22 protein-coding genes and 2 pseudogenes are annotated in these 25,720 nt (G+C 33.5%); 6 read left to right on the forward strand and 18 right to left on the reverse strand.

Annotation, left to right across the window (positions count from 1 at the left end):
* Nucleotides 1–3: 3 nt before the first annotated feature.
* From K1I56_RS08010 to K1I56_RS08020, 3 genes are read right to left on the reverse strand one after another with little or no spacing between them, the layout of a single operon-like run.
* Nucleotides 4–984: a caspase family protein gene (locus K1I56_RS08010; protein ID WP_023919376.1), complete on the reverse strand. Its 981-nt coding sequence runs from the start codon at nucleotides 982–984 to the stop codon at nucleotides 4–6.
* A gap of 10 nt (nucleotides 985–994) precedes the next feature.
* Nucleotides 995–1,372, reverse strand: coding sequence for a TIR domain-containing protein (locus K1I56_RS08015; protein ID WP_023919374.1), 378 nt, complete (start codon nucleotides 1,370–1,372; stop codon nucleotides 995–997).
* 57 nt (nucleotides 1,373–1,429) lie between these two features.
* Complete coding sequence (locus K1I56_RS08020) at nucleotides 1,430–1,993, reverse strand: hypothetical protein (RefSeq protein WP_023919373.1); 564 nt, start codon at nucleotides 1,991–1,993, stop codon at nucleotides 1,430–1,432.
* A 94-nt stretch (nucleotides 1,994–2,087) separates the two neighbouring features.
* Between K1I56_RS08020 and K1I56_RS08025 the strand changes: the two genes are divergently transcribed.
* Nucleotides 2,088–2,987, forward strand: a complete 900-nt coding sequence (locus K1I56_RS08025) for a tyrosine-type recombinase/integrase (protein WP_023919380.1) — start codon at nucleotides 2,088–2,090, stop codon at nucleotides 2,985–2,987.
* A gap of 906 nt (nucleotides 2,988–3,893) precedes the next feature.
* Here the strand turns inward: K1I56_RS08025 and K1I56_RS08030 are convergent.
* The 13 genes and pseudogenes from K1I56_RS08030 to K1I56_RS08085 all read right to left on the reverse strand — a co-directional run bounded on the left by K1I56_RS08030 (nucleotide 3,894) and on the right by K1I56_RS08085 (nucleotide 18,630).
* Complete coding sequence (locus tag K1I56_RS08030; protein WP_023919382.1) at nucleotides 3,894–4,550, reverse strand: ABC transporter ATP-binding protein; 657 nt, start codon at nucleotides 4,548–4,550, stop codon at nucleotides 3,894–3,896.
* Between the two features lie 4 nt (nucleotides 4,551–4,554).
* Complete coding sequence (locus tag K1I56_RS08035; protein ID WP_023919384.1) at nucleotides 4,555–6,756, reverse strand: ABC transporter permease; 2,202 nt, start codon at nucleotides 6,754–6,756, stop codon at nucleotides 4,555–4,557.
* A gap of 6 nt (nucleotides 6,757–6,762) precedes the next feature.
* A complete protein-coding gene (locus tag K1I56_RS08040) occupies nucleotides 6,763–7,056 on the reverse strand; it encodes a hypothetical protein (protein ID WP_023919386.1) in 294 nt (97 codons plus the stop codon).
* A gap of 145 nt (nucleotides 7,057–7,201) precedes the next feature.
* Nucleotides 7,202–7,339, reverse strand: coding sequence for a hypothetical protein (locus K1I56_RS08045; protein ID WP_155167719.1), 138 nt, complete (start codon nucleotides 7,337–7,339; stop codon nucleotides 7,202–7,204).
* A 203-nt stretch (nucleotides 7,340–7,542) separates the two neighbouring features.
* Nucleotides 7,543–8,415: a helix-turn-helix domain-containing protein gene (locus K1I56_RS08050; RefSeq protein ID WP_023919388.1), complete on the reverse strand. Its 873-nt coding sequence runs from the start codon at nucleotides 8,413–8,415 to the stop codon at nucleotides 7,543–7,545.
* Nucleotides 8,416–8,507: 92 nt separating this feature from the next.
* Nucleotides 8,508–8,659: pseudogene (locus K1I56_RS08055) on the reverse strand (IS630 family transposase); the annotation flags it as partial.
* Nucleotides 8,660–8,835: 176 nt separating this feature from the next.
* Entirely contained in the window at nucleotides 8,836–10,377 is a 1,542-nt protein-coding gene (gene gggC / locus K1I56_RS08060; RefSeq protein WP_023919391.1) for a streptosactin export ABC transporter GggC, read from the reverse strand.
* A complete protein-coding gene (gene gggB / locus K1I56_RS08065) occupies nucleotides 10,370–11,569 on the reverse strand; it encodes a streptosactin maturase GggB (protein WP_223325717.1) in 1,200 nt (399 codons plus the stop codon). The genes gggC and gggB overlap by 8 nt, the downstream gene beginning before the upstream one ends.
* 57 nt (nucleotides 11,570–11,626) lie before the next feature.
* Entirely contained in the window at nucleotides 11,627–11,734 is a 108-nt protein-coding gene (gene gggA, locus K1I56_RS10035; RefSeq protein WP_023919395.1) for a streptosactin, read from the reverse strand.
* 78 nt (nucleotides 11,735–11,812) lie between these two features.
* Nucleotides 11,813–12,673: an Rgg/GadR/MutR family transcriptional regulator gene (locus tag K1I56_RS08070; RefSeq protein WP_023919397.1), complete on the reverse strand. Its 861-nt coding sequence runs from the start codon at nucleotides 12,671–12,673 to the stop codon at nucleotides 11,813–11,815.
* A gap of 469 nt (nucleotides 12,674–13,142) precedes the next feature.
* A pseudogene (locus K1I56_RS08075) lies at nucleotides 13,143–14,079 on the reverse strand (IS30 family transposase).
* A 207-nt stretch (nucleotides 14,080–14,286) separates the two neighbouring features.
* Nucleotides 14,287–14,658, reverse strand: coding sequence for a hypothetical protein (locus K1I56_RS08080; RefSeq protein WP_003004846.1), 372 nt, complete (start codon nucleotides 14,656–14,658; stop codon nucleotides 14,287–14,289).
* A 141-nt stretch (nucleotides 14,659–14,799) separates the two neighbouring features.
* The gene (locus K1I56_RS08085; RefSeq protein ID WP_223325718.1) at nucleotides 14,800–18,630 is read right to left on the reverse strand and encodes an SEC10/PgrA surface exclusion domain-containing protein; all 3,831 of its coding nucleotides are present in this window, start codon (nucleotides 18,628–18,630) and stop codon (nucleotides 14,800–14,802) included.
* 160 nt (nucleotides 18,631–18,790) lie between these two features.
* Here K1I56_RS08085 and K1I56_RS08090 point away from each other — a divergent pair, with 160 nt between their 5' ends.
* Nucleotides 18,791–19,117: a helix-turn-helix domain-containing protein gene (locus tag K1I56_RS08090; protein ID WP_003010093.1), complete on the forward strand. Its 327-nt coding sequence runs from the start codon at nucleotides 18,791–18,793 to the stop codon at nucleotides 19,115–19,117.
* Between the two features lie 68 nt (nucleotides 19,118–19,185).
* Here the strand turns inward: K1I56_RS08090 and K1I56_RS08095 are convergent, their stop codons facing one another.
* Both K1I56_RS08095 and K1I56_RS08100 read right to left on the reverse strand, forming a co-directional pair.
* Nucleotides 19,186–19,605: a hypothetical protein gene (locus K1I56_RS08095; protein ID WP_049489383.1), complete on the reverse strand. Its 420-nt coding sequence runs from the start codon at nucleotides 19,603–19,605 to the stop codon at nucleotides 19,186–19,188.
* 81 nt (nucleotides 19,606–19,686) lie between these two features.
* Nucleotides 19,687–21,035, reverse strand: a protein-coding gene (locus K1I56_RS08100; RefSeq protein ID WP_129299871.1) for an IS3 family transposase whose coding sequence is annotated in 2 segments (ribosomal slippage) — nucleotides 19,687–20,594 and nucleotides 20,594–21,035 — 1,350 coding nt in all. Because the reading frame shifts where the segments join, the coding sequence is not laid out codon by codon here.
* Nucleotides 21,036–21,822: 787 nt separating this feature from the next.
* Here K1I56_RS08100 and K1I56_RS08105 point away from each other — a divergent pair.
* The 4 genes from K1I56_RS08105 to K1I56_RS08120 all read left to right on the forward strand — a co-directional run.
* On the forward strand, nucleotides 21,823–22,788 hold the full coding sequence (locus tag K1I56_RS08105) for a phage integrase N-terminal SAM-like domain-containing protein (RefSeq protein WP_155199301.1): 966 nt from the start codon (nucleotides 21,823–21,825) through the stop codon (nucleotides 22,786–22,788).
* Nucleotides 22,789–22,939: 151 nt separating this feature from the next.
* The gene (locus tag K1I56_RS08110; RefSeq protein WP_003010082.1) at nucleotides 22,940–24,286 is read left to right on the forward strand and encodes a hypothetical protein; all 1,347 of its coding nucleotides are present in this window, start codon (nucleotides 22,940–22,942) and stop codon (nucleotides 24,284–24,286) included.
* Between the two features lie 233 nt (nucleotides 24,287–24,519).
* The gene (locus K1I56_RS08115; RefSeq protein WP_003013637.1) at nucleotides 24,520–24,780 is read left to right on the forward strand and encodes a helix-turn-helix transcriptional regulator; all 261 of its coding nucleotides are present in this window, start codon (nucleotides 24,520–24,522) and stop codon (nucleotides 24,778–24,780) included.
* A 69-nt stretch (nucleotides 24,781–24,849) separates the two neighbouring features.
* A partial coding sequence (locus K1I56_RS08120) for a site-specific integrase (RefSeq protein WP_223325719.1) occupies nucleotides 24,850–25,720 on the forward strand: 871 nt, incomplete at its 3' end.

The raw sequence follows: 25,720 nt of genomic DNA on the forward strand, positions 1-25,720 counted from the left end.
TTTTTAAAATCTTTTATCTCTTGATAATTTCCAATAATGTAAACCTAGTGGTGTCAAACGGCAAGACTTACTATTCATAGCAGCAAAGTACATATGCTCCTCTCCAACAGGTTCGATCAAACCTACGCTTTCATAAAGCTGTAACTCTTTAAATTTACCAACATTTTCTTCTTTTGCGAAAGGTTCTTTATATTCATGAGTTACTTCAGGAGTATTGGTAAATTCAAATGATGGATCTAATTGAAATTCTGAAGTAGCTTCTGGAAAATATTGATGAAGTTTTCGTAGCACCTTTTTTGATACTTTAGCTTCAACAGTTCTGATAGGTAAAAATCCTGTTATATTTGTTTTAAATAGCGGCCTTTGTTCCCATACTCCAAGTGACTGATCAACAAAAGAATATAAACTAGCAGGAGTGATATTCCCGCTAACATCTGCTGCTCCACCTTTTAGCCCCTGAATTAGTAATTCAGTAAACACACCATGACCAGTTATTCCATCCTCAATAGCAACCTCATCACGATCGCTGGCTGTTAGAATAGTAACACCTTTTCCAATCATGGTATTCGATGAGTCTATAGGACTACAATCTCCTAACTTTCCAGAATAACAACAATCTAAGATGATAATTTTATTTCGACTTTTTGAAGTGTTTGCTAGTCGAAGTATATCATTCATAGAAATTCCCATATCATAGCCATTAAAATCTGGTGTTACGATTTGACCAGCCATCTCATCTGTCCCATGTCCTGAGAAATAAAAGAGTGCAATGTCAGATTCTCCTTCTTTAAATAAAGAATGAAGGTCCTCCAATAACTCTGCTTTTGTTTGTATATTAAGTTTTAGCTTAACACTGAAATTAGGGGAACCATCCTCGTTCTCCTCCAATAATTTCGCTATCTCCTCTGCATCATTAGTACACCCCCCTAACGGAGCCTGAGAATATGCATCGATACCAACAATTAATGCCTTGTTTTTTAACATAAATTATACCTCACAATTGTTTTATCCAAGCGCTAATCTTTTCCCAATTCCAATCTACTACAGGAAGATAGCCACATTCATTTGGAATCGTCGCACCAATATGATCTTTGTTCCCATAAATTGCAAGTAGTGGTATCCCCTCATCTATAGCACAGTTCATTTCCCAAATTTGCCCATCTGCTTTCTTGGTATTCCTAGTAATGATAGAAATCATACCGTCACACCCTCTAATTCTTGTTCTACATTTAGTTTTCCATTGAGAATCCCAAGGTTGTTTAACAGACATATCCACAAATTCAAATGGAGAGTTTGTATTTCTTGATTGGCCCCTTAGAAAATCTCGTAAATTTTCATCCTCAATGGCAAAACTTATAAAGATTCTTTTCATCTAAATACCTCCCTTTAAAAGTATTTTTGTTTGTATTATATCACATTAGAAAGTATGCTATACGATATTTCCCTCAATTGTATTAAATATTTCTTCCAATGATTTTTTCCAACAATATATTTCTTTCTCTAAAATTTGTTCGAAGAAAGAGTCAATTTGTGTCTTATCATCCAATGAAAAATCTGATACAGATACAATTTTTTTATCATCTTTTAGAATGCCATCAATTCGCAAATTTTTTTGCTTAATGATTAGAATAGGAATATTATTTGAGATCGCCATAGCACCTTCAATTTGGCAAAACGAACTAGTAATCCATTTCCCATCTAACGACTGTTCGTCAGATTCAAAAAACTTTTTATCTTGAATTGCTCCCTTTTTTAAAACTCCAGATTGAATATACGTATGACCGAAAGCTAAGATAACCATACCATAGCATCTTTTTATCATTTCATTTAAAGCAGATAATGATTCATAGGGAGAATAATCCTTTGCTTGTAGAGTTATGCTTTCTATATTATAGTTCTCTAGAGTACTCTTTAGTTTATCTATAAAGTATTGTTGCTCATTCGTAAATGGATTAGGTCTGCTTAAAAATACTCTTATTTTTTTATTTGTCATATTCATCAATCTCCTACCGATAACTATTTATTATCACTATACAAAGCATTCAAATAAGTATATAATAGCATGATTATTGATAAAGGAGTTATTCATGGATTATAAACATATTTCTACTTTCTTAGACTACTGCAAAACCCATAGACGCTTGAGTTCACATACGATTCGAGCTTACAAAAATGATCTTTTGCAATTTTACAATTCAAATTACAGCAGTGTGGAAACCTATGTTGAACATTTGACGAAATCCAATATTAAATCTAATACATTACGTCGCAAAATTGCTAGTTTGAAGGTGTTTTACAGCTACTTAAAATATCATAATTTAGTTGATGAGAATCCTTTTAATCAATTACGTTATCAATTTAGAACGGAAAAAATATTACCTAAAACGATTCCTTATGATATTTTGAAAAGTATTTTTTTACATCTAGAACAGAAAATTACCTATTCAAAAACTAAATATCAAAAACAAAAAGCTGAAAGAAATTTGCTAATCATTTCCCTATTGCTTTCAACTGGTATTAGGATTTCCGAACTTTGTCATATTCATCTTAAAAATATTAATCTTTCAAATAGGACTCTCCATATTATGGGAAAAGGTAAGAAAGAACGTATCCTATTTTTAGGAGATCAAATAACATTTAGCTTACTAGAAACATATATAAATAACTACTGTTTTCAACCCAGTAACTACCTATTCTCTGGAAAATATTCTTTCAAACCATTGTCAGAGCAAAGTGTACGTTTAATTCTAAATACCCTTGTTAAACAACATAACTTAACTACACCTATTACCCCCCATATGTTTAGACATAGTTTCGCAACAATGCTTCTAGATAGTGATGTAGATATTCGATACATTCAACAAATTCTTGGACATAGTTCTATCTCAGTCACACAAATCTATACTCATGTATCTCAGTCAAAGCAAAAAGAAATTCTAACTCTGTGTAATCCCATTGCTTCGATTCATTCACAGTCAAAAAAATAGGGCTACCTTCATAGAGGTAACCCTATCCTGAATAGTCAAGTCCAGTATCGTCACGGGCTTTGCCGTTATAGACAAAGGGATTCCCTGTTGTGTCTGTACTTGCCTTGCTTGCCCCATAGAGATGATATCGACTGATCCTTGGCTCATTGTCAACTGTAGTGGGTTGATATAAAGTTACAATCTGGAGAGGACTAAATCGGTTCTCTCCTTTTTAATGTTCAAAGTGATGAGAATTATTCCTATAACCGTCAATTTCTTGTAAACCTTTTCATTTTTTTGTATAATATATTTGAAAAAGGGTGACATAAAGTAGTAATACCCAATTTGTAAAATTAATAAGATGCGCAAGTTTTAATTAATTTGGGCATTTTTGATTACTCCAAAGGGCTGCCATCCGATATTGACTTCATTGACATGAAGGTGTTCATTATACTAAAAAAGCAAAGACGAGGTAATTACTTCGTCTTTGCTTTTTTACGATTTTCCACTATACATATAGTAGAATACTTTTCCTGATAAAATTCTTTTTCTTATATTTTAGTGAACTCCATGCTGAATCACTGAGTCAAACAAGTTCTAAAATCTTGAAATTCTAACAAATGCCACGTAACCTCATCGTCATCTAAGACTGTCACAGTCTCGCCTTTAAAACAATGTGGGATAGGGACAGTTTTCTTTTGAAATGGATGTAAAACAACCATATCTTCTAATTTATTGTTGAAAATTATATGCAGACAAAGGATGTCATCAATATGATTTTCAACCACTAGATCAGTTTATAACTCTAGATGATTGTACAAACTTGGCGGTTGTGTCATATAGTATTCAAAATTTTTCATCCTTAAACTTCCACTTCCTTCATTGTTCTATAGACTAAAATGATTATCTCAGTTGTAAGTGAGTAGACTAATTTACAAAAGCTGATTTCAACGAGACAATTCGATCACATTGTTTCGCATGGTCTAAATTATGTGTGACGATTAGAATTGTTTTTCCAAACTGATCTCTCAACGACCGAATTAAGTCAAATGATTTTTGAGCCATATCAGGATCCAATGAACCTGTTGGTTCATCTGCCAAGATGATATCACCTGGTTTTAGAATAGCTCTCACGATGGCGATTCTCTGCTGCTCACCTCCAGATAATTCATTGACCTTGCTATCTAGTCTATTTTCCAAACCAACAAACCGCAAGGTTTCTTTAATCTTTTTCTCCTTCTCTTCCTTAGAGAAATTAGTAAAGTTCATAGCAAGCATGAGATTATCTTTTACACTGGATGTAGAGATGAGTGCATTTGATTGAAATAGATAGTTGATAACATTCTTTCGATAGTTAACCGCAGAACGCGAATTCACTTTTGGTAAGATCTTCCCGTTGATTAAAATCTTACCACTATCAATATTATCCAAAAGGCCAATCATATTAAGTAACGTAGATTTTCCAGAACCAGATGGCCCTACTAAAGCTACAAATTCATTTTCCTCAACATCAAAACTTAAGTCTTTTAAAATCTCACGTGACCCAAATTTTTTTGACACACTTTGTACGGAAATCATAGACATTAAATCACCCCTTAAACGATTGTATGAGACTTTCTACTTCTTTACGGAATAGATTGAAGTAAAGAAGTAATAATTGGAAAGCAAATGTAACTAGTGTTAAAACTATTCCCAACTTAGAACCTAGTAAGATAGAAACAAGTAGTTCTATCGCAGAAACACCAACGACAAGAGAAAGAACACCGCTATACCTCTTCCAAGGAGAAAAGCCCATGAAGTATTGTACATACAGTTTTTCTTCGAAAAGCAAGCGATAAATCAAGACAAAACTCCAAAAGATAGCCATCATAGTAAAGACAATAATAGCAATGATACTTCCAAATAGGTAGAAAGTATAGCCGAGATCTTTCTGAAGTCCATTGATATAATTCTTAACCGTTGTAAATTTCAGTGCATTGTCTGATAAATCAGGGAACTCATTTTCTAAAATTGATTTTACCTGATTCATTGTTTCCTTATCACGAACTTTCAAAATTCCGTCATATCCACTCACAGATAGGTTTGCTGATTCCATGAAGTACAAGTTTTCAGGAGCTGCTACAAAAATAACAGGTTCTTCACTAGTTACACCTCGATCGATTGATCTTGACCAAGTAAAAATGGACTTAGATGGCTGATAGGTTCTAAATAAAAATCTTGGATTTTCTGTAAACTTAGTCCCTATATCCCCTGGTTTTACTCGAACAACTTCTTGTAAATAAGCCTTCATGGTTTCAACATCCGCTGAACCTAGAGTATCAGGAATAAGGTACAATCTGGCACCATTACGTATTTCGGATAATTCTTCATTACTTAACTCAACTCCTAGTTCAGATAAGTAATTATAAGAATAGGTTAAATACCAAAATGGTTTTTTAGGAACATTTTGATACGTACCATAGATTGTATCAAGGTATTCTTGCCCGAGATATTCTCCCTGAGCAATATAAACACCTGGAATCTCTGAAATTCGTTGGTAAAAGTGATACATGCTGCTTTCTAATGAATTTGTATTACCAGAGTAGGTTCCTATATCATCCCCTTCTACAAAATCCGAAATAACATACATATTTTCGACACTTTTCCACTCCCTAGCTACTTTGACATTATCAATGAACTGATTCATTGGCGCATCTAAGGAATGACTAACTGCTATTAATAAACCAGCTACTAAAGTATAGAATAACAAACTGGTTGCCATTAATGGTTTCATTGGTAACCGTTTATGAATTGCAGCTAATGGAGAAACCAAATAAACAACAATACTTGGAATAATTAATGTTAGCAATAGTAACAAGATTGAAAGACTTGTACCCGCAAAGACTAACACAAATGATGATAATCCAAAACTAGCCCAACCTGACAAAAACCAAGTTGCTAGTGCGGAAACAGGTGCAATATAAATAGAAAACAGAAGAGAATCCTTGAAGAGGGCAGACCACAACTCCTTCCTATCCCATCCAAGTAGTATCAATGTCCCAAAATGTTTAAAGGATTGTAAAACACATATTAGGAAAAGAACAAGAAGAACCATAGCATTTACTGCAATACTAGCAGCTAAAACGATTGGCACAATTCCCTCAACAGTATTACTGCCAAAACTCTCTCTAATCAAGTCTTCAACAGAAATCCCAGTAATGGATGAGAGATTTGATAAAAACGTTTCTCTTGAGAGGTTGTCCTGAAGACCATTGATATGATATATCCCGTTTATTGTATTTGTTTCTTGAAAAATATGGTCTAACCGATTAATAACAACAGGGGTTGTAAATAACAAGCTCGGTAATTCATAGAGCATATTATCAGTTCCCTTATCAAGTCCAATAGTCAAGTTATTGTCACTATGGGATAATAAATCTGAAATTTGTTGGCGTGATAAAATTATTTTACCACCGTTTGTAAAATCTGAAAAACCTTCAGGATTGCCAAGAACATCTAAATATATTCTATTTATTGAACCATCCCTACTACTATTTGTAGTACGTTTCGTCCAAATAGACAAGTCACTTTGTTCCAAAAAGTATTGGTATACACTTTGCGACTGTTCTTCAGATAATCTTTGAAGATAAACTGTAACTGTCCTAGAATTACGGTTATAACTTTGCCATGCCTCCTCATACTGAACACCTGTAAAAAAAATTGCCATCAGAGCAAGTAGTACGCTCTGAATGGCAATCAAAAACAGGATTAAGTACTTCATTTTACCTAATAACATGTTTTTGTATGTCATAGGCGCTTACCTACAATTCCAGTAACATTGTGCTGTACCACTTCCAATATATCTAGATGCACGTGCTTCAATTCCTGGCCGTTTCCAACCTGAGAAACCTCCGTTAGCACTTGCTGCGTGTTCATACACACCAGATTGAACGTGTGAGTAACTCCAAAGTCCTACTGTACGACCATAGTTCCAATAAACGGCAGAACCTTTATAATAAACTGTTGCGGCAGAAGCGATTGAACCACCTGCACCAGCTAGGGTAAGAGCAAGTAACGATGTTGAAATAATCTTCTTAATTCTTTTCTTCATAACATAGTCTCCATTTCATTTTTGACTAAAACTAACAATTACAACTCTTTTTTAGTAACTTATGACAACTTAGTACATTGGCAACTATCCTTTCTTTGAACTGGTAATACTACCAGCTTATTCATAAAATTTTACAATTCATATTTTAAAATTTTACAGAATATAATTCTCCAGGATCAAAGCCTAAAGGGGCGGGAGCGGGATTTATCGATGGTTTACCAACAATAACTAATAAACCCGCTAATAAAACTGCGACAACAAACTTTTTAGTTGCTTTCTTCATATCTTGCAACCCCTTTCATATTCCTTGATTGTATTCTATCACGCAGAAAATTATTTGTCAATTGTATTTATAAAGATTTTTTTATTTTATTTTTTTATTATGAATATGTTTATTTTAACCGTAGAAATAACTCGTTTCATGAGAGATGTTATAATAAATGCATATAAAAAACAACACAGTAAAGACTGAGTTGTCTATAACAATTATGCTGGGAATGTTTCATTGATAAAACGCTCAAGGTCTAAAGCCATCTTATCATTTCCCTCTAGCAGGTATGCACGCTGCGCTGTTACAAAGTACTGTTTAACGGCATCTTTATGGGCAAAACCTTCACTAACATTCCCAAGTAAACAGTAAAGATTAGCTAAACAGTAGAAACTATTATTTTTGAGACAAATACCAATCGTTTCAAAAGTCTCACTTATCGCTCTCTCTGTTTGCTGGTTTAACCATAGATACCGACAAAAGTTATACCGACATTTAATCAGAATTTCAAGTTCATCAATTGTCCGAACCTTAACACTCTTAAAAAGATTGGTCATGCGATTATAGACTTCTTCAAATTTTGAGAGTTCATCCGTCTGAAAGTAAAAGTGTAATAAACTATTTGAGATATTCAAATATTCCCAATCATATTCGCTATATTTTGACAAAATAGCTTCTAATTTTTTGATCGCTTCATTCTGTTTAAGGTCATGGTTAAACAACACAATAGCCTCTATCCACTGAAGGTATAACTGATCGGAGAGAGGGAGTTTTACTGTCTTCGCAGCTTCTAACTCATAGATATATTTTAGTGAATCATAATCTCGTAAGTCTAAGAATTTCTTAGATACAGCACGAAATTGAGTCAAAAACTCCGATTCGACATGGATATCCTCGTCAAAAAAGTAGTCCATTGATACATTTAGCTTTTTTGCAAGGGCATATATTAAGTCTGAGCCAGGACTATAGTCTGCATCTCGCTCAATTTTACTGATTTGGGCCTGTTCACAGATACCAGCAGCCAATTCAACCTGAGACAAATTCAGTTCTTTTCTCCGACTACGCATTCGGCTCGCCAATAGTTTCCCCATATGGCCACCTCTATTCTATGTAATATTTATCTTTATATCACAAATTATAACATTATGACTTTTATTTTTCAATTATTCATACTCACCTAAAATCAAAAACTAATCCAACTTCTATGAACAATAGTACTGTCCAATGCAAGCTCCTAATCACTTCTTGCAACTTATCAATGACTTCATTGAGAGTTTTAAACATCTTGTTCTTGAACCCTCGCTTCCGAATCTCTGCCCAGACTTGCTCAAGAGGTAAATTCTTATCCCCAAATTCATGGAATTTCATATTTCAACTCCTTACTGTAGGACTTTCACTAGCTACATCCCTAGTTTGATGTTATTGTACTGATATTTTTAGACAGAGTTTTTATTATCCAACCTACAAAAAAGAGAGAACTTGCCACTCCTTTCTGATACCTATACCTCCACCTATTTCTCCAGTTTTATCACCTTATCATAGCGCTTCAAGTCCTCTTCACTATAGTGATGAATCACTTCTACGAGTGTTTGAGGGAGCGAGAAGAGAAGTTGACTGATTTTCTCTTGATTTTTAAGGTCCAGATTGGCTTTGACTTCATCAGCTAGGATAAATTGGCGATTGTGATAGAGAGCACGTGCAATTTCTAACCGCTGCTTCTCACCGCCCGACAGAGTCTGGTTACTAGGGGTTTTGCTTTGAAGAGCTTTCAAACCAGTTTGTCGCAGGATTTCATCCATCTTTACGGAATCCAGTTCTTGTCCCAAAGCAATATTTTCCTCTAGGCTCAAACCATCAAAGATATGACTAGACTGGAGAATGTAGGCTCCTGCCTGATAAAGTTCATCCGAGGTTAGCTCTTGCCCATGGTAGCGAATCCGACCATGACTGGGCTTAATTTCACCATAAATTAGGTTCAGTAAGGTGGTTTTCCCAGACCCACTTTCTCCGATAATAGCAATCTTTTCGCCTTCCTCAATAGTTAGGTCACAAGGGGCTAGAATTTCTTGACCATCACGCACTACACTTACTTGCTTTAACTGGATAGGAAAGACAGAACCTTCGAGAACAGAAGGCATTTCAAAGCCCACTCCCAGCAATTTTTGATATTTATCACAGAGAGACTTAGCTGATTTTCTAGTATTGATAAAATAAGACAACTCCTGAAATTGATAGCCAATATTATACGATACTAGGTAAATCCCTACAAAGCTGGCTGCAGATAGGTAGTTATAATAGGTCATGAAACCACCAATGACAATAGGCGCGACCGAGCAAAAAGCATCAATTCCATTGATAAAGAGACTATTTATTGTCCGTTGCTTCTCATAGGCGATTTCTTCCTTTAGAGTCTTATGCAAATCTTTAGAAAACAATTTGAAAAACAAACTTTGTCCCCGATAATACCGTATGGAACGAGCACCTGCGATCATATTGGTTGCTTGAGAGACATAGACTTGGTTCGCTAGGGACTTCTCCTTCGTAATTTCATCCAAACGTTTAGAGCCAATTCCACTACAAAGAGTAGGTATCGAATAAAAAACGATAAAGAGCAAGCCAAGATAAAAATTAGTCCAAAGAGCATAACAGATAGAGACGGTTGTAAATCCCAAAGAAGAAATGATAATAACAGTCGACTCAATATAATTATCTTCTAGCTGTTTTACATCATTTTCCAAGTCTGACAAAACTTCCTCATCCGCAATCCGACGACTATATAAGAAAGTCTGAAAGATATCCTTCTTAATACCCAACTTGAAGTCTGTCAGTACTCGTGCATAGTAATAACGTTTCCCCGCCAAACCCAGCAAGAGAATCAAATTTCCAATAATCCCCCAAACCAAGACTTGCCATAGCAAATGCAACTGGTGATTGGTAAAACTAGAGACAATATACTGAATCAAAGCTGGTGTAATGATAGCCTCCAGCCAAGTAATCATAATCGCCACAAAATAGAAGAATAAGTGCTTCTTGGTTACATAAGATCTAAGCATAACGTATAAACCTCCTGAAATTATTTACCAACTTAGATAGTCGCTCTTTATCTCTAGAAAGGTATATAATTTGTTGTATGCAGTATTCCATAAGTTCTGGCTTGTGGCATTCTATGAATTCTCCATTCTCGTTAATGACAGTGGAATAACCATCAATTACATTGGCAACACATTCTATACACATACCTCTACACCAGCAATCTTTACACTTAGAAAAATTATCCTTATTATTAAATGTTTCAACATTTGGACTATTATGACTCCCCCAGAATCTAAAGCACAACTTCTTACTTCCATCTACGTCAAAAGTAATTGTATTGGAAGGATCAATATCATCGCAGAAAGTATGGTTTGTACTCTTGTAAATCATAGATATTAAAACATCGTATAAGATTGGGCTAATAAATGCTTTCTCATTACAATCAATTACATTCTGAATAGATGTATCTATAAAAGTTTTTCTTTCCGATAAACTTTTTTCCATTTCTTTAACAATAAGTACTTTATTTTTACTGAAGACATCATTAACATTAAAATGAACATCCATCTCAGTAAAATATTTGAAAATAGCTTCTCTACTAATACCATTTTTTTGATGAATACGAGTATACGTTGATGCAATTTCGAAATTATCATAATCAATACTTTTTAAATACTTAATGAATCTCAGAGTCTTTCTGTGACTTCCTTTTCCCCTTAACCTATCATGAACAACCTCTGGTCCATCTAAACTAATTGTTAAAAATGGATGAAATTTATTTAACATATGCTTTACTCGATGATTCAAAACAGTACCATTAGTAACAGTCTCAACTTTTATTATATTTAAAAATTTAGATAATTTCTCAATAAAATATACAAACAACTCAATATTTAAAAAAGGCTCTCCTCCAAAAAGTATTAATCGATTAATTTGTTTTATTCCCTTACTTACAATTTCCTGAATTATCTTATCAGCAGTATCAAAATCCATTACTCGATTGTCCATGCCATAGTTTCCACCATCAGCATAACAGTACGAACACGATAGATTACAGCTATTTGAAATATTTATTACAACTTTCTTCAAGATTCCATCATCAAGATTATCCAAAGTATTAGACGTATTTTTATATTCAGGTGAAGAAGACAAAGTAAAAGAAATGGAATCAAAATAATATGTACCAAAATCAGTATCAATTTTTTTAATCATAGCAATCCTCATTAATGAAAACAGAGATGGGGAAATTTTTCCCCACCTCGGAAGAAACTATCGACCGCCACCACAAGAATGACTTGGTCCACAGTTATTATTAACAACATAACCTTGATCAAACTCTAAAAGATCTTCAAGGTTAATAACTTGTAGTTCTTCCATTATTTTCACCTCCTATGTTTTATATAGATATCATATTACCATTTTAGGAGCGCTATAAAAAATTCCCTTATACACAATTTATTCTAAATCGTTCAACACTTGTTCTAAATGATGTTCAAACGTACATGCTAACTGTTGACTATTTACTAATTTCATTGTTGCGATACATTTTCTCATCTCAATTAAAGCATATTGATTATGAGTTTTCTTTAAATCGTACAAATTTTTCGCATAATGAAACACTAGTTTTTCATAAATTTCAGTTTCTGAGAAGTTACAAAATTTTAGTTGTTTTTCAAAATAAAGAGCATCTATTAGCTCGTTTCGTTCAATACATGTTATATAGGCATTTAACAACATGGTCGATAGTAAACGACGATTATTTGGAATATCTCTATAAAATTCAGAGCGATGGCACATTTCTTTTGATAAAACCATCATAGTTTCATGATTTAAAACATCTAATGTATTCATAAACAACAACAATTCATAACACCCCCAGTATTCTACAGAAAATAAGTACTCACTGATAAAACTAATATCTTGATCTGTCACATAGATCTTTCCTGATAAGTCCTGTAAACGAATCTTAACCAAAATCGTATTTAGCTCATAAAAAGGGCCTTTCTTCTTTTTATTTTCCAACAAACTAATCAGTAAATTTTCCATACCAACGATATCTCGCTTTGCTACTAATAAACGAATTTTCTCTAACAATTCATTAAAGTCATCTCTATGAAAATCGCGCGCTGCGTATATAAATTCTTCAATTGGCATATTAATTGCTTCAAGTGCTAAAATGAATTTTGTAATAGTTAAGTCAGCTTCTTCATGCTCAAACCTTGACAGGTGAGAACTTGATACTCCACATTTAGAAACATCTTTTAGTGACAGTCCTCTTGATTCTCTAAATTTTTTAAAAATTTTTCCGTATTTCATTTAAAGTACCTCTTAAATTGTGTATAAGGGAATTTATTACAATATCTTGAATAACATTATATCATAGGAGAAAAAGAAAAGAGGTTGCTATTATGAATAAAAAATTATTTTTTTACTTATCTTTAGTAATACTTGGAGGAATCATAGTTATAGGAGTTGGATAATTTCACTCTCTTATAAAAAGAGGCTGGGACAAAAGTCCTAGCCTCTCAATTGTCTTTGGATTGTCAGCAATACGTAGTGGTTGAGTGGGCTCTACTACGCTGATTTCATCAGCTTTTACAGCCCTACTCAACTGTGCGGAGGTGGGACGATGAAATCGAATTCTAACGAATTACCGATTTCTGTCCCACTCTCTTTTTATAGTGTTTGACGTGCAAATAAATTAACCTAACGAAAACTATCTTTTTAAAATCAATTATTTTAAGGGTCTTTTTTATATGATAAATTGCAAGAATAAGTGCAACATTTACTTGAACTCATCCTCTAGAGCTTCACAAGCAGTTCTGTAAGCTAAACATTTTCGTGGTCGGTGATTGATATCAAATAAAGCCTTGTTCAAATCCTCATCAGAGATAACGGCTAAATCTGTTTTCTTTGGGAAATATTCTCTTAGTAAGCCATTTGCGTTTTCATTGCTTCCTCTCTGCCAGGAAGAATAGGCGTCCGCAAAGAAAAAGGGAATTCCTAAGTTCTCCACCAGAGGATAGCAGGCAAACTCTTTTCCCCCTGTCTGAAGTGAAGGTTTTAAGAGCCTCTTTTGGAAATAGCCTACAAAGTTGTTCGATAGCTGAAAACATGGCTTGGGCTGTTCTATCTGGTATCTTGAAAGCTAAGTAAAAACGAGTTTTTCGCTCTAGAAAGGTCGCTAAACAGCCCTTACTTTTGCCTCTGGAAGACACCACAGTATCGAGCTCCCAGTGGCCAAAAGTCTCACGATTCCTGACCTCTTTAGGACGTTTGGCAATCGACGTGCCAATCCTAAATGCCCCATGTGTTTCTTTGGGCTGTCGACTTTTTCCCTTTCGGCGCAGGACGCTTAAATCCAGATCAATCAAACCAGCATAGAGCCAGTTATAGATGGTTTTAAAAGCTACCATTGGCTTTTGTTCAAGCTGATAGCGACCACAAATCTGTTCAGGTGACCAAGAGGCTTTTAACCCCTTCTCAATTTCCTTTTTCAACTTTGGTGTCAAACAAGACTTCCGACCCTTTTGCTTAGCCCTGTGGTCGTACTGTTCCTGTGCTAAGACGGCGTAGTAACCATTTTGGCATCGTCTTAACTCTCTTGAAATGGTAGACTTATGAAAGTCAAGTTTACTTGCAATTTGGCAAGATTTTAAACCTAAATCCAAGTAAGTTTCTATCTTTATTCGGTCGGTTATGGTAAGATGGGAGTAGCTCATAGTTTTTCCTCGGGTTCTGTTTGTGCGGTTACTTACAGTTTACACCAATGAAACGCTATGAGTTTTTTTGTTGCACTATATTTTACAATTTATCATTTGATAAAATCTCAATAAAAAAGACTTAGAATCATGTTAACAATAACATTAATTCCAAATCCTTTTATTATTTATCTTCTAACTATATTTAAGATAGATACTTAAATTATATTACTGTTTTTCAAAAGTTCCGTCTGCTACACGAAAATCACTGTTAACAGTTTCAATTGAATTAAATTGAATCTTTAAATATTTTACTTCTTTTTCATCTTTTCCAGGTAATTCAGCTTTAGCACTCGCTGCACTAGAAACCTTTAATTTGACATATTTTCCAGCGATTTTCCAAGTTCCATCTCTAGATTCGTCTTTATTATTTGTTACTTCTAGTGTTTTATCGCTATTGAAAACGATAGTTGAATCGTGTTTACTATCATACCAAGTACCAATAATTTGCTTCTCTGGTCCTGAATTTTGATTCAAGAAAAAGAATACCCCACCGGCAACCGCAAGTACTAAAACAACTAAAGCAATAATTTTTTTCATTATTTTTCCTCCTATAAATATCTAAAGATATTAATTATTTTTTTCATATACCTAGTTTCACTAAAATCATTAGTAAAAAATCAAATTTTGAATGATAAACTTTTATTCATTACTACAATAAGAAATACTTACCAGCTTTTATTAATCACGCTGTTTCCGTGATACTGAAATACCAAAACTACAAAGAACAATTCCCATTGCAAACACTAACCAATTCTCAATTGAACCTGTATTAGGCAAGGCTCTATTTGCAGCATATTTAGCTTGATTTCCAGCATAGCTATATACTTGTTCGTTAGAAGTATTTTCTGATATACTCTTTTCTAACGCAGGATTAAGAGAAATCATCTTGTGATCTACTTTATCGTTAAATACTTCGCTTTGTCTTGTACGAGTATTTAAATAGGCTTCCCTAACAGCTTCATATTGGGCAGTTGCATCCAATTGATCTTGTAGAAGTGTTTTAAGTTTAGCTTCCTCTCTTGCTACATTCTCAAGTGCTAAACGGTGCTCTTCAACTGCATTGTCATATGCTCCTTTTGCTTTCATCAAATATGCATCTGCATTTTCAAGATGATCCAAAAGTGTTTCTAAAGCAACTAAGTTAGTCTTTAATTTAGAAATTTCATTCTTAATTTGACTTTCTTTAGCTTTTAACTCTTCAACTTTATTCTGACGGTTTCTGAGTTCTGCTTCATCCGTAGCTTTTTTAGCTTTAAGATCTGAAAGAACTTTAAGTTCTTTATCCAATTCTGCACGCGCATCTGCTAAAACTTTTTGTTTTGTTTGAATATCTGCATTAAGATTATCAACTGCTGTTTGTGCTTTGACATAACGAGTTTTGGCAGCAATCAATTTTTGAGAAGCTTCATCTAAATTCTTTTGTGCAAGAGGTGTCTTATCTGAGATTGAATTTAATCTTGCAATCGTTTGACGTGTAGTTGTTAAGGCTGCCAAATGTTTTTCATGAATTTTAGTTACTTCATCTAAATTTTTTCTTGCAGTCTTATCTGCTATTTTTGCTTTTTCAAGCTCCTCTTTTGCAGTTTCTAATGCTTTTTGCTTAACTTTAAGGTCTGCATTTAAGTTATCCAAAGCAGTTTGAGCTTTGGTATATCTTGTTTCAGCTTCTTCTTTTAGTTGTTTCGCAGTGTCGTATTTCTTTTGTGCACTTGGAGTTTGATCAGGAACTGACATTAATTCTTCTACAAGTTTTTGAGTTTGTTTCAGATTTTGATTCGCATTTTGATTTTCTAGTTTTGTTTTTTCAAGATCAGATTTAGCTTTTACTTCTGCTTTTGTAGCTTGGTCTAAATTATCTTTTGCACTTGCTAAAGATTGACGCTTGCTTTGAATATCAGCATTTAATTGATCAAGTGCACTTTGAGCCTTATTAAATTGGGTTTGTGCTTCATTATAGTTTTGTGTAGCGTTCTCCAATTTAATAGTAGCGGCAGGTGTTTGGTCAGGAGTAGCTTCCAGAGCATCTAATTTTGCTGTCGTTTCTTTGAGAGCTTTTGTACTTTTATCGTTTTCTGATTTAGCTTTTTTCAAACGATTCTGTGCAGAATCATTTGCCGTATTTGCTGTAGTCTGCTTAGCTTTAGCAGCTGTTAATTCATCTTCCATTTTTGAAGTATCAAATGGAGTAGCTAAAGGTTTAGCAATCCCTTTATCATAATAATCGTCAACAGTTACAAAATGGTATTCACCAGTTTGTTCATCTTTAACATATTCAAGATGTGCATCTTGACCTTTGAATTCAATAAAGTGCATGCGTCCAACACCACTTGGTGTGAAACTATTTGCAGCTCCAATTGCCCGAATATTTGTAGGAGCTTTCTGCCCAATCATAAGTTTCATATGTCCAAAATAAGCATGAACATCATTTGTCATAAAACTAATTACAGCATCATATACCTCACGATACAATTGAGACATTGTTGCTTTACGAGTTTCTTTAGCTTCTGAATAATACGCACCATAACCAAGCAAAGTATTATCATAGCTCATGTTTTCTCCAGTCCATACGATGGAATCTAATCCATCTTTCGCTAAAGCAGTATCGCTGTGACTTGTGCTATATGGTTTATTTTCTTCAGCATAGGCTTTTGCAATGTTTTTGACACCCTGAACAGATTCTTCAGTGACAATATAATGATGACTACCCCAAACTTGGTCTTGCAGATTGTTGGCGAGAAGTGCATAATATTGGCTCAAAGCTTCAATTTGCTTGTCAGTTAAATTGTCTAAATCTACGACTGAATCATCGATCGGCAAAACAATATCCTTGTTTGACCATTCCTTTATGAATATATTTTGGTGTTCAGGGGAATATTCTGTTAATGCAGTTCCAAAATCATATTTACTATCTTTGAACCATTTTTGAATAACGTCGTTTAAGGCATTTTTATTTGCGTCTGAGTCATCAGCAAGATAAGCCTTGTAGGCATCAATGACATCCTGAGGCAATTGAGGAATAGTGAGATTTTTAATTGCTGCAATTTGTTTATTAATCGTTTCAACTGCTTGATCAGCCTTCTCTTTATTCTCTTTTGCTTCCTGAGCTACTGATGTTGCACTCGCTAGCTCATTTGAAGTTTCATTTACTTTAGCCTCTTCTTGGTTTTTCTTAGTAGTTAAAGCTGAAATTTCCGAAGCTTTTTTAGCATCATTTTCTTTAGCTGTTTTGAGCTCTTCTTCTGCACTAATCTTACTATTTTGTTTATTTGCTAAATCATTTGCTTTACTATCACGATTTGCGATTGTTTGGGCAAGTTGTGATTCAGAAGCATCAAGATTACTTTGCGCTGAAACCTTATTTTCTCGAGCTTTCTTTAGATTCTCTTGTGCTTGTTTTTGTTTTTCTTCAGCAGATGACAAGTTTGCTGCTGTTTCTTGACTTTTCTTTATTTGATCCGCTTCAACAGACTTTGCATTTTTTAGTGCAGTAGCTTTTTTATCGTCCGCTTCTTTGGCACGATCAAGTTCTTGTTTCGCTGTATTTTCAGTTGCTGTTTTAGCATCTAAATTTTTCTTAGCCGCATCACGTTCTGCTACTATTTCTTCGACGCCTGTACCGTCTAAAACCTTCTGAGCAGTTTCTTTCTCTTTTTGAGCCTTCACTAATGCACTCGCTGCTTCTTCTGCAACCTTTTTAGCATCTGCTAATTGTTTAGCAGAAACTTGACTAGCACTAAGTTGCGTTTTTTCATCAGCAGAAGCTTTACTGAGTTCTTCAGCCTTATTTTTGTCTTCGTTAATGGCATTTCCCAAAGCCTCTTTCGCTGCTGATTCTGCTGATTCTTTTTCAGCTACATCACTTTTTGCTTTGTCTCTTTCAGCAATGATTTCCGATGCTCCAGTACCATCAAGATTTTTTTGTGCAGTTGCTACTGCTTCCTCAGCTGTCGAAACTTTCTTTTCTTGCTCTGAAATTTTATCTTGATCTTTTTTAATAACTTCTGATTGCTGATTACGTTCTTTCTCAGCTTCTAGAACTTTATCAGATGCATCTTTTAGTGATGTTTCCTTTTTCTCAATATCAGCTTTTACTTCTGATATTTCATTCTTCGTTTTTTCAATTTTTTCAGGCGTAGCTAATTCTTTATTCGCCTCAGCATTCTTTAAGTCAACATTTGCATCGGAAACTTTTGATGCAGCGGTTGCTTCCGAAGCCTTAGCGTTTTCTAATGCACTTTCTTGATTTGAAACCGATTGATCCGTTTCTTCCTTGATCGTTCTTGCTTCTTCTACAACTTCAGAAGTTGGCGTTTTCGTTACAGTTGCAATTCCATTATGGACAAATACCCCGTCTACTTGTTTTATATTTGTAGACGAAGGAGACGTCGATTCAACACTTAATGTTGACTCATTTGGCTGAGTTGCAGTTACTTCATCCGCTTGTACAACAGAAAATCCCGCAGCTATTGATACAGCGGATACAGTTGCTTTGATCGTTTTCTTTTTCATAATTCCCACCTTTATGATTAAGTATTGAGCAATTTATCACTATCTAATTATAAACACCCGAATTATACTACATTTTATCAACTTTGTAAAGTTGTATCCAACCTTTTAAGAACTAGAATCTAACCTTCTAAGACTGTAAAATAGTCTTACGAGGTTACAAATGTCAAAATTACAAAAGTATATAAGCAAAAGAATACGGATTCTGCGGACCCAGTCAGGAATGACTCAGGAACAATTAGAAGAAAAAGCAGATCTTGGCACCAATTACGCGTATAAGTTAGAAAATTTAGAGCCCAATATAAAAATTAGTACGCTTGAGAAAATTATAGAAGCGTTAAATGTTGATCTACAAACCTTTTTTGATTTAACACTTAAAGAAGAAAGTACTGATTTAGCACAGCTTATTGACACTATCAAATCTTTACCAGAGTACAAACAAAATAAAGTCATTTCAGCTATTAATACAATTATTAACGAGACAAAATAAAAAAGTGGAAAAGGATAAGTAAAAAAACGATTCCTTTCCCACTTTTTTTGTGCCTAAAAATATGGCTATTAGCTATTAGAATATGCGATTCTTGGGTAACCAAACGTCATATCGAGGTTATCTACCTCGTAATTCTTGATCAATTCCCAGAAATCTGCAACTGATAACGCTGCAACTGATTCATGCCAATTGAATTTAAAAAACAAATCTAAGAGAAATTTAATTACTTGATGGGTTTTGGCTGTTTGTTCTACAGTATCAAATGTAATCAAAATTTTCTCACACAACGGATCAATTAATTCAATTTCAATACTATCATTTACAAAATTGAATGATACTTCTTGATCTTGATCATTCAAGATTGAAATATACTGATCCTCATCAAATGTTGAATAAAACATTCTAATATTAATTTCTTCATTGTGATTAATTAACTCTGTAAGATATTGTTGAGTTAAATTAATCACATGGTTTTTATACGTTTTCATTTTGTTTTCCTCCGATTATTATTAAAAAAAGATTTTTCATTCGTGAATTTTGTACTGACCCCAAAAAGTTAGACAATTAATTTAATCAAAGGATTTAGTTCTGTATTGTACAGGACTAAGTCCTTTTAGTTTTACCTTAATTCGTTTGTTGTTGTAGTAATCAATATAGTCGACAATAGCTTGTTCCAAGTGCTCAAGTGACTGAAACGTATTCTCATAACCATAAAACATTTCAGACTTAAGAATGCCAAAGAAAGATTCCATCATACCGTTATCTGGGCTATTTCCCTTACGTGACATAGATGGTTGGATTCCCTTATTCTTTAAAAAATGATGATAGAAATCGTGTTGGTATTGCCATCCTTGGTCACTATGGAGAATTGTATTTTCATAATGGTTCGCTGTAAAGGCTTGTTCTAGCATAGCTTTCATTTGTACTAAGTTCGGCGAAGTAGAAAGATTGTAGGAGATAACTTCGCTGTTAAAGCCATCTAAAACTGGTGATAAATAAAGCTTTTGGCTGCTTGCTGGAATGGCAAATTCTGTCACATCTGTGTAGCACTTTTGCATTGGTTTGGTTGCTTCAAATTGACGTTGAATAAGGTTATCTGCTTTCTTGCCAACCTCTCCTTGGTATGAAGAATACTTCCGTTTACGGCGAATTCGAGCCGTTAAACCAAGTACTTTCATAAGACGCTGCACCTTCTTATGGTTCACTACGAAGCCACGATTTCGTAATTCTAGAGTCATGCGACGATAGCCGTAATTTCCTTTATGCTCAGTATAAATTGACTGAATTTCAGCTTTAACTTGATCATCCTTATCGCTTTGATCCAGCTGTTTTAAGTGATAATAATAAGTTGAACGGGCAAGCTTAATAATCTTTAGAAGGATATCTAAAGAAAACTCTGTTACCAATCCTTGAACAATTTCCGTTTTTCTTCTTGCTCTTTTTCCTCCTTCAATCGGAGTTCTCTCAACTTTTTTAGAACAGCATTCTCCGCTCTCAAGAATTCATTTTCTGCTTGAAGACGTTCTAACTCTGTCATTTCTTCAGGTTTTTTCTTTGGCTTGCGTCCCATTTTAGGTGCTCTCCCTCTTGTTTTCTCAACAATAGTATACCCATTTTTCTTGTATTGTGCCAGCCAATTTGGAAGCATTCCTTGGTTTGGGAGAGCATAATCTAGAGACACCCTTATTTGTGAACGACCTTCAAGCAGAACTTTATCAATGATTTCTCGTTTTAATTTAGGAGAATAATAGCGATTCTTCCCCTTTTTGACGAACTCTATACCGTAACGATCAATCAATTTAATCATGTACCTAAGATTAGGAATATTTATCCCGAATATATTTGAAAGCTCTTTGAAGCTTCGCCCTTGTTTTCTAAGTTCATATATCTGAACCTTATCCTTATATGTCAATTTCATAATAAAAACACCCCAAAAGTTAGATTTTTTCTGTCTAACTTTTGGGGTGCGGTTCATTTTCACGGTGGCCTTACTCTCTTTAATATTATTAAACGATTGTTCTTGAGCATCTGCTACCCCCTTTTTTAAGGAACAAAAAAAAAGACAGTTCACCACTGCCTTTTTTTCTTCACTATTATTATGCCATTTTTTTGTAAAAATAAAAACAACATTTCCGTTCCTAAAATAACGATGTTTTTCTTCTATCTTTTTTTTTATCAAAATATGGCATACTATTATTGTAAATTAAATTGAGCAAGTAGAGCCATTAGTCATATGATGAGAAAGTTTGTTACTGGGCACGGTAAACGTACTTATCTCTCATATGCTAGTCATTGCAAAGGAAAAAACTAAGAAAAAAAGAAAGAAAATCTAAATGGTTATTCTCTACTGAATAACATGAAGTAAAGAATAACCATTTAGTAGATAAAAAAGTAAAGAAAAACGTGTTTAAGGTAAAATAAAAAAGGTAAAAATAAAAGTAAATACTAAAAAAATAACTAGTTTAGTAAGCAAAAGAATAATGTAAAAAAAAAGTAAAATAGAAAAGTTTTATAAGCTCGAACAAGCAATGACATCTTTATGATCCTTCCAAACATAGATCACGGTGAGTACTGAAAATCTATCGCAAACATTAAACTTCAAGAGTTAGCCTCGATGGGAAGTATCAAAAGCATACCCAGCTTTTAAAAAAAGGGTGGGAGGCAGTTTAACAATAATATGTAATTATTTTAGAAAGGAATGTATAATGCCAAGAAAAAGGAATTCTCTCAAGCACGATTTATTTATTGCAGCTTCAAAAAATATCACAAACAATCGAACGAGGACAAGCTATAAAAGAGCAATTACTCGATTCACAAAGTGGGCTAAAGAACACAATATTAAGAAAATTTCAGATATTACAGAAGAAGTGATTCAATTATATCAACTAGATCTAAACGATGATCCAAAACAATACTCTGTTGCTACCATCCATACTTATTTAGCACCTATTTGCAAAGCAGTTGATATCAACATGAATAGAATTAGAAAAGACAAGCGTTCCAGTGACAAAATTATCCGAGGTCGTGTAAAATCAAAAAACTCACAAGGTAAGCATCAAGAAACAGACTCTCGCTTCTCTCGGCTGGTTAATTTTCAGCGGGCAGTTGGGATTCGTAGATCCGAATTAAAAAAATTAAAAGGAAAAGATATTCGAAAAGATAATAATGGAAATTACTATGTTTTAGTTCAGCGTGGAAAGGGAGGAAAATTTCAACCTCAACTTATTCTTCCTCAAGATGTTCCAGTCGTCCTCGACACCTTTAAAAATAAACAAGAGGATGATTATATCTTTACAGATGTAGAAATGAATAATCTAATCAATCTACATGGGATGAGAGCCCAACATGCAAGAGAGTGTTATTACTTCTACTTGAAGAAACTCCAAGATAATCCTAATTTCAAGGTGAATTTAAAAAATTTTTTAATAGAACGTTGGGAGGTTGGCCACCAAAATTTAAGGGATAAATCATTAAAGAAATTTGAGAAACAAAAGAAAAACTTCATTAATGAACTAAGAGATGAACCTTATAAAATTCGTGGATCAAACTATAAAAAAGCCTTAAATTCAGCACTGCCTACAAAATATAATCGTTTAGCCTTGATGGCTGTCTCGGTCTTCCATCTTTCCCACTGGCGTCTATCCGTCACAGTGACTAACTATATTCTTTAAAGTATCTCATTTTCGACTAAAAAATGAAAAATGAAGAAAAAAAAACGGAAAAAAACAATTTTGGAACGTTTTTGCGGCATACTATTATTATCCAATATTATCCAAATTTATTAGTGATATTTTATGAAAAAAAGAAAGGAAATTTAAAAATATGATTCACAATAAAAGTTCATCCATACAAAAACTAGAAAAAGAAGCAAAAATGTTGGAAAATGAGAAAGAAATTAAAAAGTGTTTTTCAAAAAAATCTAACTTTTGGGGAATCGACAAATGTGAATTATCTCTCATTGATTTCAACATTGACATTCTCAACTTTACTACTATTAATAGTAAAAAAGATACAAAAGTATTCTACAACTCTAACCACAAACTTCTTCAAATAGAAATTAAATCTGAAAAATTTGGTAAACTTACTATTTCTTTTGATGAATCGGGATATAAGAAAGAATATGCTAGGATAGAATTAATTAATCCGACATTAAATTTCGGAACAGTCGGTATTCACGGAATAAAGCAAAGGTTAGCAAATGCAATCCTATTGATTAAAAATGAATATGGAATTAGTATTACGTACAAAGATGCTATCTTCAAATTAATCGAACTAGCATTTACTGTTTCATTTGAGAAGAAGCCACATTTACAGGTAAGACGATTTTTAATAGAATGTCTATCTTTAGGAAGGAGCCCGAATTTTATTCAGCATAAGAATAAAAAAAATAATAGTGAGTACTCAATTCTCACTTGCAAAAGTAGAAAAGACGCATCATATGTACTTTACAACAAAATTGAAAAAGCTAAGGTTAATCGTCAGATCAGAAGAAAAAATTCTAGTTTAGAGAACGTCGATGTTCAAAGATTTGAATTAACACTAAAAAATCAAAAGATCAAACAGGAATTGGGTCTAAATACAATCAATGATCTAACAGATCAAAAAATAATAGAATATTTAGAGAATCACTTAATGTTGGCTTCTTTGCAATATATCAAAGCTATTAAAAGTTCAATAAAAGAATGTGAAAAAAAACTGCACGACACTTTTTCAAACTATAGTTCTCAAAGATATATTCCTCAATTTATTCTCGAGTTAGAAAATTATAGTAGTGAGGAATTAAAACCACTGATGATCGATGAAGAAATTATAACTTTCATGAATCCAACTTTTATTAAAAATAAAGCTAGAACAAAAAGAACGTTATTAAAAACATTTCAAAAAGAAAACTGTCAATCACCCCCAATGGTTTCGTGGCAAGTTCTAGATATTATTAATTTAATGTTTATAAGCTTAGAAGACGCTCGTAATACTGGTCTAGGTTTTCATACCAATTCTACGTCAGTTATTTTCCATAAAATAAGATTTAAGAACTTTTCTAAGAAAGAAAAACTTAAAACTTTTGAAAAAACAATTAAAAAAATGAAAAGAAATATTGAATATCAAGTTGATTGTAAACTTAAAGAGAGATTTTCAAAGAAAAAATTTATCGCTATTTTAGATAATTAAAATAGAGTAGATAATCCCAAAAACGCCTGCATTTCAGCAAGCATTTAAAAATATGTACACAAAGGTGGTGTACATAAGGAGGAAAAAAATGAATCAGCGGAAAATAAAAAGGTTATCAATTCTAGCGTCCAAACCAACATTGATAACCCCAAAAATCAACAAAAATAGCACAACTATTTCTGTTGTTGCTATTATCTCACAATATTAAAGATTACTCAAGAAAGGTGAGCAATATGCAAGTTATCCTACCCGATGAACAAATTCATCAAATTAAACGGTTGATAGGCAATCTAATTGAACAAGAAATTAAAAACAAATTGCACAATAGTCATTTTGACAGCCCTTTTTTAAATAAGAAACAAACCTGTGACTATCTAGGAATTTCAAACAATACACTGGATTCTTGGATAAAAAAGGGATTACCCGTTATTCGAGTTGGAAAAACCGTTCGATTTGATAAAACAGAAATCAATCGCTGGTTACAAAATCAGTAGCATTATAACCGTGGTTTGATATAATTAAGCCACGGTATTTTTCTAGCTCATTTCAAAAAGGAGAATACTATGTCAATTTCAAAAACTAAAAATGGAACTTATCGCTTACGTATCTACATTCCTGAAGAAGTCAAATCTTCTCTTGGAATTGATAAAAAAGTGATAGAAAAACGATTCAAACAAAGGAGCGATGCTAAAAAATACGAACTCGAATTACAAAATAAGATTGATAGAATCCTAAATGGTGAATCAGCTTTGTTAGAAAACAACGGTTCAATGCTATTTTCAGAATTCTACCAAAACATTTGGTGGGAATCTTACAAAGCAGGTCAGACTACTTCTACTGCTAAACCACCTTCTCAAGCAACCATAGTTGGAACAGAAATTGCTTTTAGAAAACACATCTTACCCTTACTTGGGAATTATTCAATAGACTTTCTTAATCAAAATAAGCAAGTTGTACTAAATCTATTGACTCAAAAGGCTGAAGAATATGCAAATTTCAAAGTTATCAGGAGCTACGTTAACTCTATCTTTGATTGGGCAGAAGAATTAGAGTATATCGAAACTAATCGCCTATCAAAAACTATAAGCCGTATCAAAGCCACTAAGAAAATCAAGTTACAGGAATCTAAAAAAGATGAAGATTTATATCTATCTCAAGAAGAACTTCAAGCATGGTTTACAGCTTTTGAAAAGGATTTGGAGACTGAAAAAATTCTATTCAAAGACTATGTTTTGTTCTATACTACCTTCTTTTTAGGAGATAGAAAGTCAGAGAGCTACGCTTTGCAATGGAAACATATTGATTTCAAAAATCAACAAATTCAATTGCTTCAAGCCTTAGATCGATATAAAAATCGAAAGTCAACTAAAGGGAATAAAAAGACGATTTTTTCGATTCCACAAGAACTTACCGACTTGTTAAATTCTTGGAAGA

Source organism: Streptococcus parasanguinis (assembly GCF_019929185.1).
GTDB lineage: Bacteria > Bacillota > Bacilli > Lactobacillales > Streptococcaceae > Streptococcus > Streptococcus parasanguinis_O.

What these genes read in the sequence shown, in the direction of transcription:
- gggB (WP_223325717.1), bottom strand. Translation starts at nt 11,569, where the DNA reads ATGATTAAAAAAATTGATACTGATTTTGGTACATATTATTTTGATTCC.
- K1I56_RS08070 (WP_023919397.1), bottom strand. Translation starts at nt 12,673, where the DNA reads ATGAAATACGGAAAAATTTTTAAAAAATTTAGAGAATCAAGAGGACTG.
- K1I56_RS08020 (WP_023919373.1), bottom strand. Translation starts at nt 1,993, where the DNA reads ATGACAAATAAAAAAATAAGAGTATTTTTAAGCAGACCTAATCCATTT.
- K1I56_RS08030 (WP_023919382.1), bottom strand. Translation starts at nt 4,550, where the DNA reads ATGTCTATGATTTCCGTACAAAGTGTGTCAAAAAAATTTGGGTCACGT.
- K1I56_RS08035 (WP_023919384.1), bottom strand. Translation starts at nt 6,756, where the DNA reads ATGACATACAAAAACATGTTATTAGGTAAAATGAAGTACTTAATCCTG.
- K1I56_RS08105 (WP_155199301.1), top strand. Translation starts at nt 21,823, where the DNA reads ATGCCAAGAAAAAGGAATTCTCTCAAGCACGATTTATTTATTGCAGCT.
- K1I56_RS08040 (WP_023919386.1), bottom strand. Translation starts at nt 7,056, where the DNA reads ATGAAGAAAAGAATTAAGAAGATTATTTCAACATCGTTACTTGCTCTT.
- K1I56_RS08115 (WP_003013637.1), top strand. Translation starts at nt 24,520, where the DNA reads ATGCAAGTTATCCTACCCGATGAACAAATTCATCAAATTAAACGGTTG.
- K1I56_RS08050 (WP_023919388.1), bottom strand. Translation starts at nt 8,415, where the DNA reads ATGGGGAAACTATTGGCGAGCCGAATGCGTAGTCGGAGAAAAGAACTG.
- K1I56_RS08010 (WP_023919376.1), bottom strand. Translation starts at nt 984, where the DNA reads ATGTTAAAAAACAAGGCATTAATTGTTGGTATCGATGCATATTCTCAG.
- K1I56_RS08045 (WP_155167719.1), bottom strand. Translation starts at nt 7,339, where the DNA reads ATGAAGAAAGCAACTAAAAAGTTTGTTGTCGCAGTTTTATTAGCGGGT.
- K1I56_RS08090 (WP_003010093.1), top strand. Translation starts at nt 18,791, where the DNA reads ATGTCAAAATTACAAAAGTATATAAGCAAAAGAATACGGATTCTGCGG.
- K1I56_RS08095 (WP_049489383.1), bottom strand. Translation starts at nt 19,605, where the DNA reads ATGAAAACGTATAAAAACCATGTGATTAATTTAACTCAACAATATCTT.
- gggA (WP_023919395.1), bottom strand. Translation starts at nt 11,734, where the DNA reads ATGGAAGAACTACAAGTTATTAACCTTGAAGATCTTTTAGAGTTTGAT.
- K1I56_RS08110 (WP_003010082.1), top strand. Translation starts at nt 22,940, where the DNA reads ATGATTCACAATAAAAGTTCATCCATACAAAAACTAGAAAAAGAAGCA.
- K1I56_RS08080 (WP_003004846.1), bottom strand. Translation starts at nt 14,658, where the DNA reads ATGAAAAAAATTATTGCTTTAGTTGTTTTAGTACTTGCGGTTGCCGGT.
- gggC (WP_023919391.1), bottom strand. Translation starts at nt 10,377, where the DNA reads ATGCTTAGATCTTATGTAACCAAGAAGCACTTATTCTTCTATTTTGTG.
- K1I56_RS08025 (WP_023919380.1), top strand. Translation starts at nt 2,088, where the DNA reads ATGGATTATAAACATATTTCTACTTTCTTAGACTACTGCAAAACCCAT.
- K1I56_RS08085 (WP_223325718.1), bottom strand. Translation starts at nt 18,630, where the DNA reads ATGAAAAAGAAAACGATCAAAGCAACTGTATCCGCTGTATCAATAGCT.
- K1I56_RS08015 (WP_023919374.1), bottom strand. Translation starts at nt 1,372, where the DNA reads ATGAAAAGAATCTTTATAAGTTTTGCCATTGAGGATGAAAATTTACGA.